This is a genomic window from Capnocytophaga periodontitidis (assembly GCF_016126015.1).
Taxonomy (GTDB): domain Bacteria; phylum Bacteroidota; class Bacteroidia; order Flavobacteriales; family Flavobacteriaceae; genus Capnocytophaga; species Capnocytophaga periodontitidis.
The window spans coordinates 326,473-345,866 of the sequence record NZ_JAEFDB010000002.1; the positions used below are offsets into that span (position 1 = coordinate 326,473).

Here is a 19,394-nt window from a genome sequence, read left to right on the forward strand (position 1 = left end):
AAACAAATGAAAACGATACACCACATACAAAAATGGACAGTAGGGCTAATGCTCCTCGCCTTTGCCCTTGCTTGTTCCGACGATTTTCTCGACAAAACCAAACAGTACGAGATAAATTCCGAAAGTTACTTCAATTCTAAAGAAGATTACCAAAATGCGCTGATTGCATCCTACAACTTGTTGCATTCTACGTATATAAATGTATTGATGGGCGAAATTGCCTCCGATAATACCCTTTGCGGAGGGGAAGGAGCATCGGATGTAATAGGCTTTCAGCAAATAGACCAGATGATTCATACTCCTGTCAATGCACAACTCAAAGACTTGTGGGACTGGATGTTTGCTGGTGTAAACCGCACGGCTTATATCTTGGAATTCCAAAACAAAACAGCCTTTGAGGGCAAAGAGGTGATCATTGCCGAAACACATTTCCTTCACGCTTATTACAATTTTGAACTCGTGAAATGGTTCGGAGCAATTCCTCTTAAAGAAAACAAACGCTTTGAGCGTGGTGACGAACAAAAAATACCCCGTTCCCCTGTGAGTGAGGTCTATGCTTCTATTGAGAAAGACCTTTTGGCTGCCATTCCTCACTTGCCTACAACACCCCCTGACGGTCAAGTAGGGCGTGCTACCAAAGGTGCGGCTCAAGCCCTCCTCGGCAAGGTATATTTATACCAAAACAAGTTTGCCGAAGCTGCTCAAGTATTAGAAACCGTGATACACAGCAATACCTATTCTCTTGTAACCGACTATGCGTCTATCTTTGAAAAAGAAGGTGAAAACGGTGCTGAATCGGTATTCGAGATACAATACACCGATGCTGAAGGTGCGAGCTTCGACTGTTTGCAATGTAGCAAAGGGAATGTAGCGGTAGGGTTTAACAGTATCCGCAACTACAACGGTCCTGTGTTCGATTCTGGCTATAGTTTTAACGTACCCGTACAAGAGGCTGTCGATGCTTTTGAAGCAGGCGACCTTCGCAAAGATGTAGCGATTTTAGACATCGTCGCGTGGGCAGCAGCGAACAACGCTACTTATGCCGAAGGTTACAAACATACAGGCTATTTCAATAAAAAATATATAGCTCGCAAAGGCGACCTCAATAGCCCCGACCAAAACCTTACCAACCCTAATAACTATCGTGCCATTCGCTATGCCGATGTACTCTTAATGGCTGCCGAAGCGCTCAACCGTGGTAATATCAGCGATGAACGCGCTCGCGATTACCTCAACCAAGTGCGCAAACGTGCCTTTGGCGATGAAAATCACAATATTACGGTTTCGGGTACTGCCCTTACCGAAGCAATTTGGAAAGAACGCCGTGTAGAGTTCTTAGGCGAAGGCTTGCGATTTTTCGACTTAGTCCGCACGGGTAAAGGTACCGAAATACAAGGCTTTACTGCCAATAAAAACGAAGTCTTCCCCATACCCCACGAAGAAATTCGTTACGCCAACGGCAATTGGCAACAAAACCAAGGATATTAATGACGAATTACGAATTACGAAGTAAGTCTCCTTTGCAGCTTGTCCCCCTTCGGGGGTTCGGGGGCTAAAAACTCTTATCTAAATTAAAATGAAAGCACTCAAAACCCTAATAGCACTACTGCTCCTCATTGGAATGGTAGCTTGCGAAAAAGATAAGGACGATCTCAGTTTCGTCCAAAATGCCACGGCTCCTACCGATGTCTCAGCTAAATTTCAGGTGAGCGCCGATAACTCAGGATCTGTAACCATCACACCAATAGCTACGGGAGTAACCTCCTACAAGGTCTACTTTGGCGATAGCACTGCAACTCCTACTACAGTGAAAGCAGGTGGTTCGGTAACACATACTTATGCTGAAGGTAGTTACCAAGTGAAAATAGTAGCTGTGAACATCGCTGGCAAGGAGGCCGAAGCAACTTTGCCTTTAGAGGTGTCGTTCCGCGCCCCTGAGAATGTAGAAGTAACCGTAGCCAACGACCAAGCGGTTTCTAAGAAAGTGAATGTAACAGCTAAAGCCAACTTTGCAATTACCTATGATGTGTATTTCGGTGAAAGCGCCGATGAAAAACCGGTATCTGGTAATATAGGTGAAGTTGTTTCACACATTTATAAACAAACAGGTACTTACACCCTTACGATAGAGGTGAAAGGTGCTGGTAAACAAACTACCAAAGTACAAAAATCGGTACGAGTAATTGCTTTGCAACAGCCTACTACTGTAGCTCCTCAACCTCCAATCCGCAAAGCACAAGAGGTCGTTTCGCTTTTCAGCGGACGATATACCAATGTAGCAGGCACCGATTTCAACCCTAATTGGGGACAAGCCACTGCCTACAACCTCTTTAAGTTGGGTACTGATGAAATCTTGCAATACGCTCACCTCAATTATCAAGGTATCCAATTTGCCCGAGAAATCGACCTATCGGCGATGGAGTTCTTACATTTAGACGTTTGGACTGCCGATGCTACCGCTTTAGATATCTATTTGATTAGCAAAAGCACAGGCGCTGACGGTGAGAAGTTTGTCAAAAAGACCCTCACTGCCGATAAGTGGACAAGCATCGATATTCCACTAAATGACTACACCAAACAAGGATTTGTAATCACCGATGTACACCAAATAAAATTGGTAGGACAAGGTACCGTATTTATTGATAACTTGTATTTCTACAAAAAATCGAATATCGTAATAATCGAAAACTTTGAAGGTACAGCTCCCGAATTTACTACCTTTGGCAATATGGCAAATGTAGAAGTAGTAGCCAACCCTAAAAAAGTGGGTAATACTACAGCCAAAGTAGTAAAAATGGTGCGCACCAAAGGTTGTGAAACGTGGGCAGGCGCGTTCTTCACTTCCGAAAGTTTGGATATGAAAAGTCACAAGGTATTGAAGCTAAAAGCCTTGTCACCTAAAACAGGTATTGTTGTAAAAGTGAAATTAGAGGGAGCTACTAGCAATGAAGCAAAAGAAGTAGATGCTCGCATCACCAAAAAGAACACTTGGGAAGAACTTTCTTTTGACTTTACAGGCATTGATACCAGCGCAAAATATACTAAAGTAGTTGTTTTCTTCGACTTTGGTGAAAAAGGCGATGATACCACTTATTATTACGACGAAATAACACTTAATTAATTGCCCGTGCAACTCACACTAAATTGACAAATTAAAATGAAAACCTTAAATCTTTTAACCCTATTAGTAGCTTTTGTCTTTATAAGTTGTAAAGATAAGCACGAGTTTGGAGACCTTACACCTCCTTCTAATGTAAATGCCTCATTCAGCATCGTGGGGGCTGATAACACTCATCCTCACGGCGACGGCACGGGTTTGGTGAACTTTGTAGTAACCGCCCAAAACGCCATTTCTTACCGTGTCGATTTTGGCGATGGCAAGACCGAAATGGCTCCTTCTGGTAAAATCCAACACCGCTATACCAAAGTAGGTACCAACAAATTCACAGCGGTAGTAAGTGCTGTAGGTGCAGGAGGCTCTATGAGTTCTGTACCTTTAGAATTGGAAGTATATAGTTCCTTCTCCGATGCCGAAGCTGAAAATATGCTTGCTGGTAAGAATGTAGGCGATACTAAAACTTGGTATTGGGCTGCAAATGTAGCGGGATATGCAGGCTTAGGCCCTCAAGAAAGTGGCGACAATGGCGAATATGGTTACCCCGCTTGGTGGCAAGCAACACCATTTGACCCTACTCGTACTTGTATGTTCGAAAATTCCTTCATCTTCACCCGTACAGCCAATGGTATTACCTATAAACAAACTGCCGATCACGTGTTTATACCAGGAGCTTACGCTGAGGTGTTAGGTGTAGCTAAAGACCAATGTCACGGCACCGATGTAGTACCTACGATTACAGGCGAGAAACAAGTGTCCTTTGTGCCTTCTACTTCTAAAGCCGCTACCCAAGGTAAGTACGACAACAAAGCCTATCGCGGTACAGCTATCGAGCTCTCCAATGGTGGTATGCTCGGTTGGTGGGTAGGAGCAAGCACTTATGATATCATCAGCCTTACCGATACACAACTTGTCGTGCGCGTGATGCAACCTAATAGTCAGTTTGCTTGGTATCACATTTTCACTACTACCAAACCTTCCGAAAATAGCTTTACGAACCTTGTGTGGTACGACGAGTTCAATAAAGCGGGCACCCCCGATGCGACCAAATGGACGTATGATTTGGGCAAAGGTAGTAATGGTTGGGGTAATAACGAGTTGCAAACATACACCAAAGACCCTGAAAATGTGAAAGTGGAAAATGGTGTGCTAAAAATTACTGCCAAAGCCGATGGGAATGGTGGTTATACTTCTGCTCGCCTCAAAACCGAAGGCTTGTATGGCTTCAAATATGGTAAAGTGGAAATCAAAGCCAAATTACCTGCTGCCAAAGGTACCTGGCCTGCAATGTGGTTCTTGGGCAATAACTTCGCTACCGAGGGCTGGCCTAAATGTGGCGAAATAGATATGCTCGAACAAAAAGGTAATAAAAAGACCCATATTCTCGGCGCTTGCCATTGGTACGACACTGATAACAACCGTCAGGGTGATTACGACAAAGAAACTGAATTTGCAAACACTTCTGCAGATTTTCATATTTATACGATGACGTGGACAGAAAAAAAGATTATCTTTGCAGTCGATAACAAGAACTATTTCGAAATGGACAACAACGCTAAATTGCCATTCAACCAAAAATTCTTCCTTATTCTAAATGTCGCAATGGGAGGAACATTGGGAGGTCAAGTAGCTAATAATTTCACCGAAGATAGCCTTGAAATTGATTATGTGAGAATTTATCAGTAAATACTATCGCAAACTTTGCCAAAGTTAATAGTTGTGATAATCAATCACTCTTGCAGTATGTTGTGTAGGGGCGTATTGTATACGCCCACGTGATGTATCATTTTTGTGTAAATTCGTGAGACTCGTTTTATAGCGAACTCACCTTAAAATAAGTTTTATGAAGAAATTAATCTGTGCTGTTACTGTCTTATTCGCTGTAGTAGCTTGTAACAATTCGTCAAAAACCGACGATAAAACCCCTGTGAAATGGGAATCCTTCAGTGGCGATAAAAACATCGAACGCAAGGTAGATTCTTTGCTATCGCTAATGACCTTAGAAGAAAAAATAGGACAACTTACTCAGTTTGCCGCTAATTGGGATGTTACAGGCCCCGTAATGTCCGATGACTTTCAGCCTTATCTCGAAAAAGGTCTCGTAGGTAGTGTGTTCAATGCTGTTACCGTGCCTGGAGTGCGCAAATTGCAGGATATAGCTGTCAAGAAAACTCGCTTGGGTATCCCTATTCTATTTGGTTACGACGTGATTCACGGTTATAAAACCATATTCCCTATGTCGCTTGCCGAAGCCTGCTCTTGGGATTTAGACCTAATGCGCCAAACTGCTGCTATTGCTGCCGAAGAAGCTGCCGCCGATGGCATCAAATGGACGTTCGCTCCTATGGTCGACCTCGCTCGCGACCCACGCTGGGGGCGTGTGATGGAAGGCGCTGGCGAAGACCCCTTCTTGGGAAGTGAAATCGCCAAAGCTCGCGTACAAGGTTTTCAAGGGGGAACCGACTGGCATTCGCTTAGCAAAACCAATACTGTCTTAGCGTGTGTAAAACACTTTGCTGCCTATGGCGCTGCCGAAGCAGGACGCGACTACAATACTGCCGAGCTCTCTCAGCACACCCTTTGGAATGCCTATCTACCACCTTATAAAGCAGCGATCGATGCAGGAGTGGGCACCGTAATGGCTTCCTTCAACGAGGTGAACGGTATCCCTGCAACTGCCAATCGCTATCTAATGACCGATATCCTTCGCAAACAATGGGGCTTTAAAGGCTTTGTAGTAACCGATTATACCGGTATTAACGAACTGGTTCCTCACGGTGTTGCGGTTGATAATAAGCACGCTGCCGAGTTAGCAATCAATGCTGGTATTGATATGGATATGACAGGCGCTAACTTTATCAAGCACCTCAAAAAATCAGTCGAAGAGGGTAAGGTAAAAGAAGAGACTATCAACACCGCTGTACGCCGTATCTTGGAAATGAAATTCGTATTGGGCTTGTTTGATGACCCTTATAAGTTCCTCGATGAGAATCGCGCCAAAACAACCCTTATGAAACCGGAGTTCTTGCAAGTAGCCCGCACTGCCGTTGCTAAATCGGTGGTATTGCTCAAAAACAACGCCGAGGTATTGCCTATCACTCCCGATATGCCGAAAAGGGTAGCCCTTATAGGCCCTATGATAAAAGATTCTATTAACCAAAATGGCGAATGGCAAGGTCGCGGCGACCGTGAACTCAGCGCTTCTCTTTTCAAAGGATTACAAGAAGTGTATAAAGATAGTAAGGTGCAGTTTAGCTATGCCAAAGGTTGTACACTTACCGCCACAACTTCTGCCGATATAGCCAAAGCAGTAGCCACCGCACGTACCGCCGATGTAGCAGTGGTAGCCTTAGGTGAAGACTATAACTGGTCTGGTGAATCTGCTTGCCTTACCGATATACGTTTGCGCGCTCCTCAACGTGAATTGCTCCGCGCTCTCAAACAAACAGGCAAACCTATAGTGTTATTAGTGTATAGCGGTCGTCCGCTCGACCTCAGTGAAGAAAGTGAATTAGCCGATGCTATTTTACAAGTATGGTTTCCTGGTACCCAGTCAGGTTATGGTATCGCCGATGTATTATCAGGTAAGTACAACCCTTCAGGGCGTTTGGTGATGAGTTTCCCTCGTAATGTTGGGCAAGTGCCTATCTATTACAATCACAAGAATACTGGTCGCCCCGTTGATCCTAATAACCCAACAGTTGATTACCGTTCTAAATATGAGGATGCGCCTGTCACACCACTCTATCCTTTTGGTTACGGATTGAGCTACACCACCTTTAATATTAGTAATGTACAGCTCAGCAGTGCCACCCTCAGTAAAGGAGGTAAACTCACCGTTACAGCCCAAGTAGCCAATACCGGCAAGCGCGATGGTGAAATAGTAGTACAGTTATATATTCGCGATTTGGTAGGTAGTGTAACCCGTCCGGTGAAAGAGCTCAAAGGCTTCCAAAAAGTGGCTCTCAAGGCAGGCGAAAGCAAACAAGTGCAGTTTGAAATCACCGAAGACCTCTTAGCCTTTTACAACGCCGATTTGAAAAAAGTAACCGAACCCGGCGCTTTCAAACTTTGGGTAGCCCAACACTCTGCCGATAACAGCAACGAAAAAGATTTTGAACTAAAGTAGATTTTTTTTCTTTCATTATTGCTAAACTTTGCCAAAGGTTTTAATAGCTTATCCTGCTACACCTTTGGCAAAGTCTTTTTATAAACTGACTATTCAGCTCACAACCTATCCCTAAAATAAAGAGAAATATGAGAAGTAAAGAGATATTTTTCAGCTCCCTTATAATAATTCTTATAGCACTATATATCTATAGTTTTATAGAAGATATAAAATCTTATGATAGTTTTAGCTTTTTGCTAGCTAAAGGTTTTTTAAAAACAATCCCACTGGCGCTAATTATCGCAAAATGGCTAAAAGAATTCAAAGAAAATAATTGAGTTTTTCCGATCCTTTCCAAGAGTACCCACTGCTCCCACAACTCCCACCACTCTCACCCCCTCCCATCGCTCCCACAACTCCCACTGCTTACACCATCTTTTTCCGGCTTGTCCCCCTTCGGGATTGTCGGCAATTGCCGAGTAAGTGAGTCAGCGCCTTTCCGAGATTCTCATTCCACACCTCCTATATATCCCATCTGATTATCAACATCTTAAAAAATATTTTACCAAAAATCATAAAAAAATCTCTCAAAAATTTTGGAGGTTTCAAAATTTGTTATACTTTTGCGCTCTGTAAGACAAAAACGCCGGCATAGCTCAGTTGGCCAGAGCACGTGATTTGTAATCTCGGGGTCGTGGGTTCGAATCCCTCTGCCGGCTCAAAATAAGTACATATTTTAATAGTTTAAAATTTTTTACTCGGGGAGATACTCAAGCGGCCAACGAGGGCAGACTGTAAATCTGCTGGTTTTACCTTCACAGGTTCGAATCCTGTTCTCCCCACTGTCATATTTTTATTTTTTGCGGGAGTAGCTCAGTTGGTAGAGCGTCAGCCTTCCAAGCTGAATGTCGCGAGTTCGAACCTCGTCTCCCGCTCTTTTTGTGTATGCTGATGTAGCTCAGGGGTAGAGCACTTCCTTGGTAAGGAAGAGGTCACGAGTTCAAATCTCGTCATCAGCTCATATTATCTTTTGTACACACATCAAACACTCATTTATATAACTAAGATTTAAAATTTATTTAAAATGGCAAAAGAAACATTTGATCGTTCCAAACCCCACTTGAATATTGGTACAATTGGACACGTAGACCACGGTAAAACTACTTTGACAGCCGCTATTACTAAAGTATTAGCTGACGCTGGTCTTTCAGAAGTTCGTAGCTTCGATTCAATCGATAACGCTCCAGAAGAAAAAGAACGCGGTATTACTATTAATACCTCTCACGTAGAATATCAAACAGCTACTCGTCACTACGCACACGTTGACTGTCCTGGCCACGCCGACTACGTGAAAAATATGATTACCGGTGCTGCCCAAATGGACGGCGCTATCCTCGTAGTTGCCGCTACCGACGGACCTATGCCTCAAACTCGTGAGCACATCCTCCTCGGTCGCCAAGTAGGTATTCCTCGTATCGTTGTGTTTATGAACAAAGTAGATATGGTAGACGACCCAGAATTATTGGAACTCGTAGAACTCGAAATGCGTGAACTTTTGAGCTCTTACCAATACGATGGCGATAACACTCCTATCATTCAAGGCTCTGCTCTTGGAGCTCTTAACGGTGAGAAAAAATGGGTTGATACTGTACTCGCCCTTATGGACGCTGTTGATAAATGGATCGAACTTCCAACTCGTGACATCGATAAACCATTCTTGATGCCTATTGAAGACGTGTTCACTATCACCGGTCGTGGTACCGTTGCTACTGGTCGTATCGAAACTGGTGAAGCTAAAACAGGTGATGCAGTTGAAATCATCGGTATGGGTGCTGAAAAATTGACCTCTACTATTACTGGGGTTGAAATGTTCCGCAAAATCCTCGACCGTGGTGAAGCTGGTGACAACGTTGGTTTGTTGCTCCGTGGTATCGACAAAAAAGACATCAAACGTGGTATGGTAATCTGCAAACCAGGTTCTGTAACTCCACACGCTAAATTCAAAGCTGAGGTGTATATCCTTTCTAAAGAAGAAGGAGGTCGTCACACTCCATTCCACAACAACTACCGTCCTCAATTCTACGTACGTACTACCGACGTAACCGGTACTATCCACTTGCAACCAGGCGTTGATATGGTTATGCCTGGTGATAACGTAACTATTGAAGTAGAATTGTTGCAACCTATCGCTCTTAACGTAGGTCTCCGTTTCGCTATCCGCGAAGGGGGTCGTACAGTAGGTGCTGGTCAAGTAACTGAAATCCTTGACTAATTTCTAACTTAGAATTTAAGTTATAACAATCATACAAAAAAGTTTTGGGTTCTAAAAACTCAAAACTTTTTTAAAATACGGGTGTAGTTCAAGGGTAGAATAGCGGTCTCCAAAACCGTTGATGGGGGTTCGAATCCCTCCACCCGTGCTATAAAAATCTAAATAAACTTTGTCAAAGTCCCAAAACTCTGACAAAGTTTTTCCTTTTTCACCACTCCCACCCCTCTCACCATCTTTTTCCAGCTTGTCCCCCTTCGGGGGTTCGGGGGCTATCTCCCACCGCTCCCCCTATCTGCCCGTGCAGCTCGCACTAAAAACCACTAAATGTTTTGATAATAAATAAAAAAGTTATATCTTTGCCTTTCAAATAAAAGTTAATAAAGATGTTGAATTATACCCCCTATAATCGTGTAGATACTTATACCAATCTTTTAAATACTTTAAGTAGATTAGAAAAGGTAGAGCTTATTAAAAAAATAGCCGACTCCTTAAAAGAAGATACTATAGATACTGAAAAATTGGAGAGGGAAAAAAGTTTTTTCAGTTCTTTTGGGGCTTTCTCCAGCGAACAAGCAGCCGAAGATATTATTGCTGATATAAAAGGAAGTAGAGCATTTAGAAAACGAGATTTATCTTTAGAAATATGAAGTATTTATTAGATACAAATATTTGTGTGTTTTTTCTAAGAGGAAAGTTGAACTTAGATGAAATTATTAGAGAAAAAGGTTATGAGAATTGTTTTATTTCTGAACTAACAGCTTTTGAGTTGAAATATGGAGCTGAAAATAGTCTCAATCCTGAAAAGTCTCATAAGGCAGTTAATAATTTTTTAAACGGGATTAAGATTCTTCCTATTTCAGAAATAGGAGATAAATATGCAAAAATAAAAGTAAAACTTAGAAAACAAGGAACTCCAATACACGATGAATTTGATTTAATGATAGGAGTTACAGCTCTTTTTTATAACTTGACTTTAGTAACTGATAATATTAAAGATTTTAGATTTATAGAGAACCTAGAAGTAGAAAATTGGTTTGATAGAACATATTGATAAGTATAAAAATGATTAATAAATAAACTTTGTCAAAGTCCCAAAACTCTGACAAAGTTTTTCCTTTTTCACCACTCCCATAATCCCCACCGCTCCCCCTATCTGCCTGTGCGGTTCGCACCCCACCGCTCCCACCCCTCTCACCATCTTTTTCCAGCTTGTCCCCTTTCGGGGGTTCGGGGGCTATCTCCCACCGCACCCTCTATCTGCCCGTGCAGTTCGCACTAAAAACCGCTAAATGTTTTGATAATAAATAAAAAAGTTATATCTTTGCCTTTCAAATAAAGAATCATTAGCTCAGATTTCACATTAGAACATAGGTTAGCTGTTTTGTATCATAATCCGTGAAATCCAATAGAGATAGCTGTCAATGTCCACACAAAACTTTTGTAATGAAGATAGGTCGCTTCACTTTGCTAAAGTTGATTACTTTAATAATCAGTAGCTTTTTAGGTATGCCGTAGAGGCGATTAGCAAATCGTCCTCTAAAAAATAAGCTATTTAAATTATTTGACTATAAAACAGAAATAAAAAATAGAAATAAGAGTGTAATAAATTCTTACCTCTTACCTCTTAACTAAAAACAAATGAATATTCAAAAAAAAGATGTATTAGAAGCGCTTCGCAAAATTACCGCTCCTGGTGAAGGAAAAAATATGGTCGATAGTGGCGCTGTACAAAATATAGTAGTATTTGGAGATGAAGTAGTAGTAGATGTAGTAATCAATAACCCAAGTCTACAAGCTAAAAAACGTACTGAAGTAGAAGTGATGAAAGCCATTCACGGCGAAGTACACGAGAAAGCTAAAGTAGTAGTGAACGTGAAAGTCATCGCTCCCGAAGTGCCCGAAATCAAAGGGAAACCTATACCAGGCATCCAAAATATTATCGCTGTTGCCTCAGGCAAAGGTGGGGTAGGGAAGAGCACCGTAACTGCCAACTTAGCTGCCGCTCTCGCCAAAATGGGCTTCAAAGTAGGCCTCCTCGATGCCGATGTCTATGGACCCTCTATCCCTATGATGTTCGATGTAGCAGATAACCGACCTCAATCGGTGGCTATCAATGGCAAATCGTTCATTCAACCTATAGAAAACTACGGTGTAAAAATCCTCTCTATTGGTTTCTTTACCAATGCCAATCAGGCAGTAATATGGCGAGGTCCTATGGCGTCCAAAGCGCTTAACCAACTCATTTTTGAATCCTATTGGGGAGAACTCGATTTCCTCCTCATCGACCTTCCTCCAGGAACAGGCGATATTCACTTGAGTATTATGCAAGCATTGCCTATTACGGGTGTCGTAGTAGTGAGCACCCCCCAAAAAATAGCCCTCGCCGATGCCCGCCGTGGAGTAGCGATGTTCAAACAAGAAAATATCAATGTACCTGTATTGGGGATTGTAGAAAATATGGCATATTTCACCCCAGAAGAATTGCCTAACAACAAGTATTACATCTTTGGCAAAGAAGGCGCTAAAAACCTCGCTGCCGATTTGAACGTACCTTTCTTAGGCGAAATTCCCTTAGTACAAGGCATACGCGAAGCAAGCGACGAAGGCCGACCCACAGTGCTACAAGATGGTACTCCTCAAGCAAATGCCTTCCGTACTTTAGCTCAAGAGGTCGTGAAAAGTGTCGTAGAACGCAACGAAACACTACCCCCTTCCGAAGCTATCAGAATCACCAATACCGCAGGATGCAGTAGTAATTAACAATAAAAACAATAATTAATAATTAAATAGACAATAATCAGCAACAACATACTTGTTACCTGTTACTTGTTACCAATTACCTGATAAAAATGGAAGAACTTAAACAAGAAGTGATAAAAGCTTTAAATAAAATACGCCCCTATTTGCAAAACGACGGCGGCGATATTACTCTCGTTGATATCGAAGACGGAAAAATCGTAAAAGTACGCTTAGAAGGTACTTGCACCAACTGCTCCGTCAATCAAATTACCCTTAAAAGCGGTGTCGAAATGACTATCAAAGAGTATGTACCTCAAATCGAAAAAGTAATCAGTGTAGAATAAAACCTTAGTACTATGGCAACGAATAAAGAATCGCGTAAAGAATATTGGAAACGCAAGTGGCTTAGCAAATACCGCTTGATAGTAATGGACGATAGTACCTACGAGGAAAAAACTTCCTTCCGATTGAGCCGTCTCAATATCTTCGTCTTTGGTTCTCTCTTTGCCTTTGTACTCATTGTGCTCACTACAATACTGATTATCTATTCCCCTCTGCGCCAGTATATCTTAGGCTATACTGCCGTCGAAAACAAACGCGAAACTCTCGGACTGCTCTTCAAAGTAGATTCCTTAGAGCAAAAAATTCAAGATAACGACAAGTATTTAGCCTCTATCAAAAAAGTACTCGTCGGTGACCTGAAACCTCAACACGATAAGGATACCGCTAGCTTCAACATCTCCGACCCTAAATACGACCCCAAAGCTTATAGGGTAACCCCTAATAAACAGGATTCTATCCTCCGTCAAGAAGTAGAACAACAAGAACAAGAACAGGAAATAGAACCTACAAACCCTTAAAAACAGAATTAATGACAAAATTAAGTGTAAATATCAACAAAATAGCTACCTTGCGCAATGCACGCGGTGGCAATATGCCCGATTTATTACAAGTAGCCAAAGATGTGCAACGCTTTGGCGCTGAAGGTGTAACTATCCACCCCCGCCCCGATGAACGCCACATCCGCTATCAAGATGCCTTCGATTTGCTAAAAGTAGTAACTACCGAATACAATATCGAAGGAAACCCCATCCCTAAATTCATCGACTTGGTCTTGCAAGTCAAACCTACCCAAGTTACCCTCGTCCCCGATGCCGAAGACGCAATCACCTCTAATGCCGGATGGGATACCATTAAACACAAAGATTTTTTAACCGAAGTAGTAACCGAGTTCAAACGCAACGGTATTCGTACCTCACTATTCGTAGACCCTGTCGAGGCAATGGTAACTGCCGCTGCCGCTACCGGTACCGATCGTGTAGAACTCTATACCGAAGGCTATGCAAGTGCCTATGCACACGGTAACAAAGCTGCTGTTGAACCCTATGTAAAAGCTGCCTTAGAAGCTCAAAAAGTAAGCTTAGGACTCAATGCCGGTCACGACTTGAGTTTGGACAACGTAAAATATTTTAGAGAGCAAATACCTAACCTCTTAGAAGTCTCTATAGGTCACGCGCTTATTTGCGAAGCTCTTTATTTAGGTTTAGAAAATGTAATCCAGCTATACCTTGGAAAATTAGCTAATTAGCTAATTTTCATAGAGCTCGCACTAAATTAAGAAACTAATACATTAACATATCAACAAAATGAAAACACATCTTACTTTAGGGGAGTTCATCATCCAAAATCAGAAGGACTTCCAACATTCAACTGGCGAACTATCACGTTTGCTGAGTGCTATTAAATTAGCCTCTAAGTTAGTAAACCGCGAAGTAAACAAAGCGGGACTCGTTGAGGATATTTTGGGCGATATGGGCAAAGAAAATATCCAAGGCGAAGTGCAGAAAAAGTTAGACGTTTTCGCTAACGACCTCTTTATCCGTGCCCTTACTCAGCGCGATGTAGTATGTGGCATTGCTTCCGAAGAAAACGAGTTTTTCATTCCCATTGCCTCTTCCGAGAACAGCCCTAACAGCAAGTACGTTGTGCTCATCGACCCTCTCGATGGCTCTAGCAACGCCGATGTAAATGTAACTGTCGGTACAATCTTCTCTATCTATAGACGCGTAACTCCAGTAGGGACTCCCGTACAATTAGAAGACTTTTTGCAAGAGGGTAACAAGCAAGTAGCAGCAGGTTATGTGGTCTACGGACTTTCTACAATGCTTGTTTATACTACCGGTCACGGGGTAAATGGCTTCACTCTCGACCCCTCTATCGGTACTTACTACCTCTCTCACCCTAATATGCAGTATCCTAAAGATGGTACCATCTACTCCATCAACGAAGGGAATTACGTGCATTTTCCACAAGGAGTAAAGGACTATATCAAGTATTGCCAAGCCTTAGAAGGCGATCGCCCTTATACTTCGCGTTATATAGGCTCCTTAGTCTCCGATTTTCACCGCAATATGCTCAAAGGAGGTATTTATATCTACCCTTCGGGAACGCGTACGCCACGCGGTAAATTGCGCTTGCTCTACGAATGTAACCCTATGGCATTCCTCACCGAACAAGCAGGAGGTAAAGCCTCCGATGGCTATACGCGCATTATGGATATCCGCCCTACAGAACTTCACCAAAGAGTACCTTTCTTCTGCGGATCAGAAAATATGGTGAAAAAGGTAGAAGAATTTATGGCAAAATATCCTAATGACAAACTTGATTATTAGTTAGTTATAAAAAAGATGGTAAAAAACTTGCAAAATATTCACAAAATATTTTGCAAGTTTCAAAAATAGTACTACTTTTGCAGCCGTAATGATAAAACAACGGGTACCTTAGCTCAGTTGGTAGAGCAAAGGACTGAAAATCCTTGTGTCCCTGGTTCGATTCCTGGAGGTACCACGAGATCTTCTTCATAGAGGAAATTTTTCATATTTTTAAGGATTAGGAATTGCAAAAGCCTCAGCATTCGCTGAGGCTTTTGTTATTTAGTACTTTGTCAAAGTCCTTAATTGCCCGTGCGGCTCGCACCTTTGATAAAGTATAAGTATGTTTGTTATTAAAAAATTCTGTACCCTACCGAAATACTGAATACTTGATTAGAGGTGCTTTCTGAGCGGCTGGGTAGTATATCGGCGAAACCTATTCCATATTGAATGCCTGCTGTAAAACGATTGATTTCTACGCCTGTAGCTAAGTTGAACCCTACATCAAATCTGCGTAAATCATCTGAGGTACTGTTACCAATAATTAATGAATGACTGTTTCTTACGGTGTGGTCTATTACTTTTTTCTTCTTGTAGTGCGTCCACTCTTCACGTGAATTACCCCACAAAGCAGCAGCTACATAAGGTCCTGCTTTCCACAATAAGTTTACTTTTCGCAACTTTAAGCGATAGCCCACATAAAAAGGCATCTCTAAATAGCCATAACTGTAATGTCTTTCACTTAGGAATCTCTCTTTGTCTTCTTTGTATTTATACTTGTAAGAATGTCCTTTGGTGGTGAGCAATAACCCCGATTCAAGATAGAATCCTGTAGGAAAATTTACACTTGCCAAAGCTCCCGTGTGAAATCCTGGAGTGATTGACCTTTTACTGTCGTAAGTATCTGAATAATAAACTCCTGCAATGTTCAAGCCTGCCTTTACTTCCAATCCCATTTTCACTTGTGCGCACAGAGGACTCATCATCCCCAAAAGCAGGGCTACTGCCAAAAATAATTTTGCTCTTTTCATTGTATAATGTTTTAAAGTTTACTGATTTAAAACTACAAAGCTACAAAAATAATTGTAAACCACAAATTAAAGTTCTCAAAATCACTTTTGTGTCACTACACTTTACCAAAGTTTTAATAGCTCGTCGTGCTACGACCTTTGCCAAAGTTTCTTGCCCGTACGGCTCGTACCTTTGGCAAAGTTGATTACTCTGATTATCAACAGCTTTTGTAGTATGTTATGTAGGAAAGCCAGCGATAGCTGGGTATGTGCTGCAAACGCCCTCACGGATAAAAAAATCCAGATAGCCTCTTTAAAGAATTCTTCCACCTATCGAAAAAGCAAAACACTGCTGCTTCATATAGTTCTCATTAGGGTTAGGCAATATATCGATGAAACCTACTGAGTATTGGAAACCAATGGTAAAACGCTTGATTTCTAAACCTGTAGCAAAGTTGAAACCCGCATCAAAAGGCTTGAGTCCATCGTTACTGCCATTGCCAATGCTCAATGAGTATTTACTTTTGTTGATGTGCAAAAACCTACTATCCTTATACACCGATTGTTCTTCGCGTACATTGGCAGCCAAAGCCGTCGCGATATAAGGTCCTGCTTTCCACACAAAAGTAATATGTCGTGCTCTAAGGCGAAAACCTACATAGACCGGAATTTCCAAATAGTGATGATTAAAAACTTGCCTACGCATATAGTTACCATCAGATTTGTAATAGCCTCCGCCGTAACTATACTCGTGTTTAAAGTTTTTAGAGGCATATACCAATCCCGATTCTATCGCAATGCCATTGTCAAACTGAGCGCTCAACAATCCGCCTATTTGCAATCCCGAAGCGCTTTCCATTACCCACTCAGGCGATGAAACGCTGTAAAGACCGCCTGCGGTAATCCCTGCTTTGGCTTCTACACCCCATTTTATTTGTGCTTGTGCAACGATTCCCCAGAGGAATATCATTGCTAATAATTTCATTCGGTTCATAAATTTAGGTATTAAAATGAATTTCAGAGGCAAAGGTAATAAATAATTAGCTAATTTACTAATTTGCTAATTTGCTAATTATTCTTATCTTTGCCCCAATATATTAATTTTCCTTTTATGAAAAGATGCTTTTTCACCTTATTAACAACCTTAACCACTATATTTGCTACCGCTCAAGAGGCTGATACTTTGGCAATAGAAAAGCCAACTCCTCCTTCCGCACTTCCGGCTTTTGCCAAAAAACTAAACATCGATTTGTTTTTCAGAGGGGGAGGCGTGAGTGATAACTATAACGATGCTTCTAAAAACAGCACTCATTTTGTGATTGATAATGCGCGCATCAATCTGCAAGGTGATTTCAACGACGATCTCTTTTACCGCGTGCGATTCCGCCCTAATCGTCCCTTTACCGAAACTTCTCAGGACGGTGGTACTACTGCCTTAGACTATGCTTTTATCACCTATCGTTTTGGCGCGACACGTCAGTGGGATGTAACGGTGGGCAAACAGCTCGCTGCGTTTGGAGCTTTTGAAAAAGAAATCAACCCTATCTACGAATATATTTTCACCGATTACCTAAATGGGGTCTATAACAATGTCTTCCTTTCAGGGCTCGCTTTGGGCTATAAACTCAACGACCGCCAGAAAGTAGGCGTACAGTTGCACAACACGGTGAATGCTAAATTCGCTACTCATTTAAAAAACAACGGCTTTGTAGCGGGCGATTTTAAGGCTTCCAAAGCACCTATCGGGATGTACCTCTATTGGAATGCCGATTTGCTCGACGGCAAACTCAAATTGCGCTACTCCTATAACCTATCGCAATACGCTGCCAACTACCTCACTCACTCCGTAGCTTTGGGGAATTGGTATAAAAGTGGCAAACATACGGTTTATCTCGACCTCAGTTATACCTATATGGCTGCCGATTACGGACTTACAGCTTCAAAACTCCTCAGCGCCTACGATGGTTTGGCAAGCAATAATTTCTTGATGCAGAAAGATGCAGTCTACAAACGAGCTGTATCGCGCTACGACTATCAACTTACCGACCGCTGGAGTCTATCGGCTAAGGCGGGTATTGAGTTAGCGGGGAGTACCCAACGCCTCAGTGAGCAGTTGCGTACCAATTGGATATATTTCGCCGCGGCACAATACGCTCCCATACAAGGACAAGACCTCCGCTTTTATGTAGCCTACGTGGGGAATACCCTCAGCTACGACAAAGCCTTACATCTAAAAGATGAACAACTACACCGCATCGCAATTGGTGCTTACTATACATTACCAATTTTAAAAAGTAGTCGTTAGTAATTTTGGATAGTGATTTGTGTGTTTAAGAATTTGTAAGCTATATAGTTATAAATCTCTTTAACTCATAAAAAAAACACAAGTGCTATGAAAAAAGTATTTTATTCCGTGTTCTCTTTCTTATCTACATTGCAATTTTTTAGTTGTTCTAATAATAAGGCGGTGAGAAATGATAGGCTTAGATGGCAAGCTGCTGTCTCTGTACCATCAGGTTATCTTGTTGATGTATATACAGGAGCGCTCATTTCAGATAATGATGTTGCTGTACTTAATTCGCCAACACCTACAGGTGAATGGGGAAAACCCACTGAGGCTATGGGGTCTGCAGGATATCTCCCTAAACAATTGAGTGTTACTTGGGTTTCGTATTTTGAACATAAATTTTATCATATAGATACTCCTATTGATTATGATAAAATGGTTCGCCTTTTTAATGAAGGTTTTTACGACCTCTATGATGAATTTACAAAATATCCTCCTATTAAATCAGAATATAATAAAGTGGTAGTAGGTTTTGCTCCTGGAGGTGTTGTAGTTATTTGGGTAGCAGGAATAAAAAAACAAGTAGAGATAGGTCGTTACCAAGCAGAGGAAATTACCTTCTCAAAAGAATATATTGCAGGATTATCACCAGGTCCAGCTAAAAATATGCACAATATAGAATACCATAATAATATTCTCTATAATTGGGGAGTACAATCACAAGAGAGTATAGAAAAAGTAAAGGATAAACCTATTCCTTATGGAATATGGGATACTTATAGAAAGGAATATAATTGGCATATCAATTTTGATTTTCCAAATGATGAAAAAATCATTTTCGTTAGATACAGTTTCTATAATGGAGAAAAAGATTTCCTTTTAGGTGAAGTTGTTACAGACAAACATCCACAGATCCCTGATATTTTCAGATGGAGTGATAAAGTCCAAAAGAATCATATTCCTATGAAAATCAATTTTCATTATATGAAAGAGGGGAATAGATATAATTGCTTTATAGGATTTAATGAAGAAGAGATTTTCAATGCTTTTGAAAAAATAACAGAAGGAGATACGACTGCTGAAATAAAAATGTATATTTCCTTAAATCACACTAATACAGAGGCAAAAGTTGTTTTAAAGAATAAAAATAAAGAAGTTACATTACTCAGTAACGACATTAAAATTAATAAATGGAGTTGATTTTGACCCTAA

17 protein-coding genes and 6 tRNA genes are annotated in these 19,394 nt (G+C 41.4%); 21 read left to right on the top strand and 2 right to left on the bottom strand.

Translation table 11 applies throughout. The annotated features are described in order from the left end of the window. The first annotated feature begins 6 nt into the window (after nucleotides 1–6). From I7X29_RS05700 to I7X29_RS05790, 19 genes are all read left to right on the top strand, one after another. A complete protein-coding gene (locus tag I7X29_RS05700) occupies nucleotides 7–1,488 on the top strand; it encodes a RagB/SusD family nutrient uptake outer membrane protein (RefSeq protein ID WP_198473267.1) in 1,482 nt (493 codons plus the stop codon). 88 nt (nucleotides 1,489–1,576) lie between these two features. Then, nucleotides 1,577–3,121: a PKD domain-containing protein gene (locus I7X29_RS05705; protein ID WP_198473269.1), complete on the top strand. Its 1,545-nt coding sequence runs from the start codon at nucleotides 1,577–1,579 to the stop codon at nucleotides 3,119–3,121. Between the two features lie 36 nt (nucleotides 3,122–3,157). Continuing rightward, nucleotides 3,158–4,801 carry a family 16 glycosylhydrolase gene (locus I7X29_RS05710; protein WP_198473271.1) on the top strand — a complete coding sequence of 548 codons (1,644 nt, stop codon included), beginning with the start codon at nucleotides 3,158–3,160 and terminating at the stop codon, nucleotides 4,799–4,801. Between the two features lie 157 nt (nucleotides 4,802–4,958). Beyond that, on the top strand, nucleotides 4,959–7,244 hold the full coding sequence (gene bglX, locus I7X29_RS05715; RefSeq protein WP_198473273.1) for a beta-glucosidase BglX: 2,286 nt from the start codon (nucleotides 4,959–4,961) through the stop codon (nucleotides 7,242–7,244). 128 nt (nucleotides 7,245–7,372) lie between these two features. Next, nucleotides 7,373–7,561 (top strand): hypothetical protein, encoded by a 189-nt coding sequence (locus I7X29_RS05720; RefSeq protein ID WP_198465599.1) that lies wholly within the window; start codon nucleotides 7,373–7,375, stop codon nucleotides 7,559–7,561. A 307-nt stretch (nucleotides 7,562–7,868) separates the two neighbouring features. Continuing rightward, a tRNA-Thr gene (locus tag I7X29_RS05725) sits at nucleotides 7,869–7,942 on the top strand. 41 nt (nucleotides 7,943–7,983) lie between these two features. Beyond that, nucleotides 7,984–8,065 (top strand) — tRNA-Tyr (locus I7X29_RS05730). 20 nt (nucleotides 8,066–8,085) lie between these two features. After that, nucleotides 8,086–8,158: transfer RNA gene (locus tag I7X29_RS05735), tRNA-Gly, on the top strand. A 12-nt stretch (nucleotides 8,159–8,170) separates the two neighbouring features. Next, nucleotides 8,171–8,242 (top strand) — tRNA-Thr (locus tag I7X29_RS05740). A 65-nt stretch (nucleotides 8,243–8,307) separates the two neighbouring features. Beyond that, nucleotides 8,308–9,495 (top strand): elongation factor Tu, encoded by a 1,188-nt coding sequence (gene tuf / locus I7X29_RS05745; RefSeq protein ID WP_034575764.1) that lies wholly within the window; start codon nucleotides 8,308–8,310, stop codon nucleotides 9,493–9,495. 77 nt (nucleotides 9,496–9,572) lie between these two features. After that, a tRNA-Trp gene (locus tag I7X29_RS05750) sits at nucleotides 9,573–9,643 on the top strand. A 235-nt stretch (nucleotides 9,644–9,878) separates the two neighbouring features. Beyond that, complete coding sequence (locus I7X29_RS05755) at nucleotides 9,879–10,142, top strand: hypothetical protein (RefSeq protein WP_198465598.1); 264 nt, start codon at nucleotides 9,879–9,881, stop codon at nucleotides 10,140–10,142. Then, on the top strand, nucleotides 10,139–10,546 hold the full coding sequence (locus I7X29_RS05760; RefSeq protein ID WP_198465597.1) for a PIN domain-containing protein: 408 nt from the start codon (nucleotides 10,139–10,141) through the stop codon (nucleotides 10,544–10,546). The genes I7X29_RS05755 and I7X29_RS05760 overlap by 4 nt, the downstream gene beginning before the upstream one ends. Before the next feature lie 587 nt (nucleotides 10,547–11,133). Beyond that, nucleotides 11,134–12,255 carry an Mrp/NBP35 family ATP-binding protein gene (locus I7X29_RS05765; protein ID WP_198465596.1) on the top strand — a complete coding sequence of 374 codons (1,122 nt, stop codon included), beginning with the start codon at nucleotides 11,134–11,136 and terminating at the stop codon, nucleotides 12,253–12,255. An 83-nt stretch (nucleotides 12,256–12,338) separates the two neighbouring features. Beyond that, nucleotides 12,339–12,578 carry a NifU family protein gene (locus I7X29_RS05770; RefSeq protein WP_198465909.1) on the top strand — a complete coding sequence of 80 codons (240 nt, stop codon included), beginning with the start codon at nucleotides 12,339–12,341 and terminating at the stop codon, nucleotides 12,576–12,578. A gap of 12 nt (nucleotides 12,579–12,590) precedes the next feature. Further along, nucleotides 12,591–13,094 (top strand): hypothetical protein, encoded by a 504-nt coding sequence (locus I7X29_RS05775; RefSeq protein WP_009414444.1) that lies wholly within the window; start codon nucleotides 12,591–12,593, stop codon nucleotides 13,092–13,094. A gap of 11 nt (nucleotides 13,095–13,105) precedes the next feature. Beyond that, nucleotides 13,106–13,822, top strand: coding sequence for a pyridoxine 5'-phosphate synthase (locus I7X29_RS05780; RefSeq protein WP_198465595.1), 717 nt, complete (start codon nucleotides 13,106–13,108; stop codon nucleotides 13,820–13,822). Between the two features lie 58 nt (nucleotides 13,823–13,880). Further along, nucleotides 13,881–14,906, top strand: coding sequence for a class 1 fructose-bisphosphatase (fbp, locus tag I7X29_RS05785; RefSeq protein ID WP_198465594.1), 1,026 nt, complete (start codon nucleotides 13,881–13,883; stop codon nucleotides 14,904–14,906). 102 nt (nucleotides 14,907–15,008) lie between these two features. Continuing rightward, nucleotides 15,009–15,081: transfer RNA gene (locus I7X29_RS05790), tRNA-Phe, on the top strand. Between the two features lie 157 nt (nucleotides 15,082–15,238). Here the strand turns inward: I7X29_RS05790 and I7X29_RS05795 are convergent. Together I7X29_RS05795 and I7X29_RS05800 are read right to left on the bottom strand one after the other, a co-directional pair. Continuing rightward, nucleotides 15,239–15,916: an outer membrane beta-barrel protein gene (locus tag I7X29_RS05795; RefSeq protein ID WP_198473275.1), complete on the bottom strand. Its 678-nt coding sequence runs from the start codon at nucleotides 15,914–15,916 to the stop codon at nucleotides 15,239–15,241. Nucleotides 15,917–16,208: 292 nt separating this feature from the next. Continuing rightward, nucleotides 16,209–16,889, bottom strand: coding sequence for a porin family protein (locus tag I7X29_RS05800; RefSeq protein ID WP_198473277.1), 681 nt, complete (start codon nucleotides 16,887–16,889; stop codon nucleotides 16,209–16,211). A gap of 117 nt (nucleotides 16,890–17,006) precedes the next feature. Here I7X29_RS05800 and I7X29_RS05805 point away from each other — a divergent pair, with 117 nt between their 5' ends. After that, nucleotides 17,007–18,200 carry a porin gene (locus I7X29_RS05805; RefSeq protein WP_198473279.1) on the top strand — a complete coding sequence of 398 codons (1,194 nt, stop codon included), beginning with the start codon at nucleotides 17,007–17,009 and terminating at the stop codon, nucleotides 18,198–18,200. 87 nt (nucleotides 18,201–18,287) lie between these two features. Continuing rightward, nucleotides 18,288–19,382 (top strand): DUF2931 family protein, encoded by a 1,095-nt coding sequence (locus I7X29_RS05810; protein ID WP_198473281.1) that lies wholly within the window; start codon nucleotides 18,288–18,290, stop codon nucleotides 19,380–19,382. The last annotated feature ends 12 nt before the right edge of the window (nucleotides 19,383–19,394 follow it).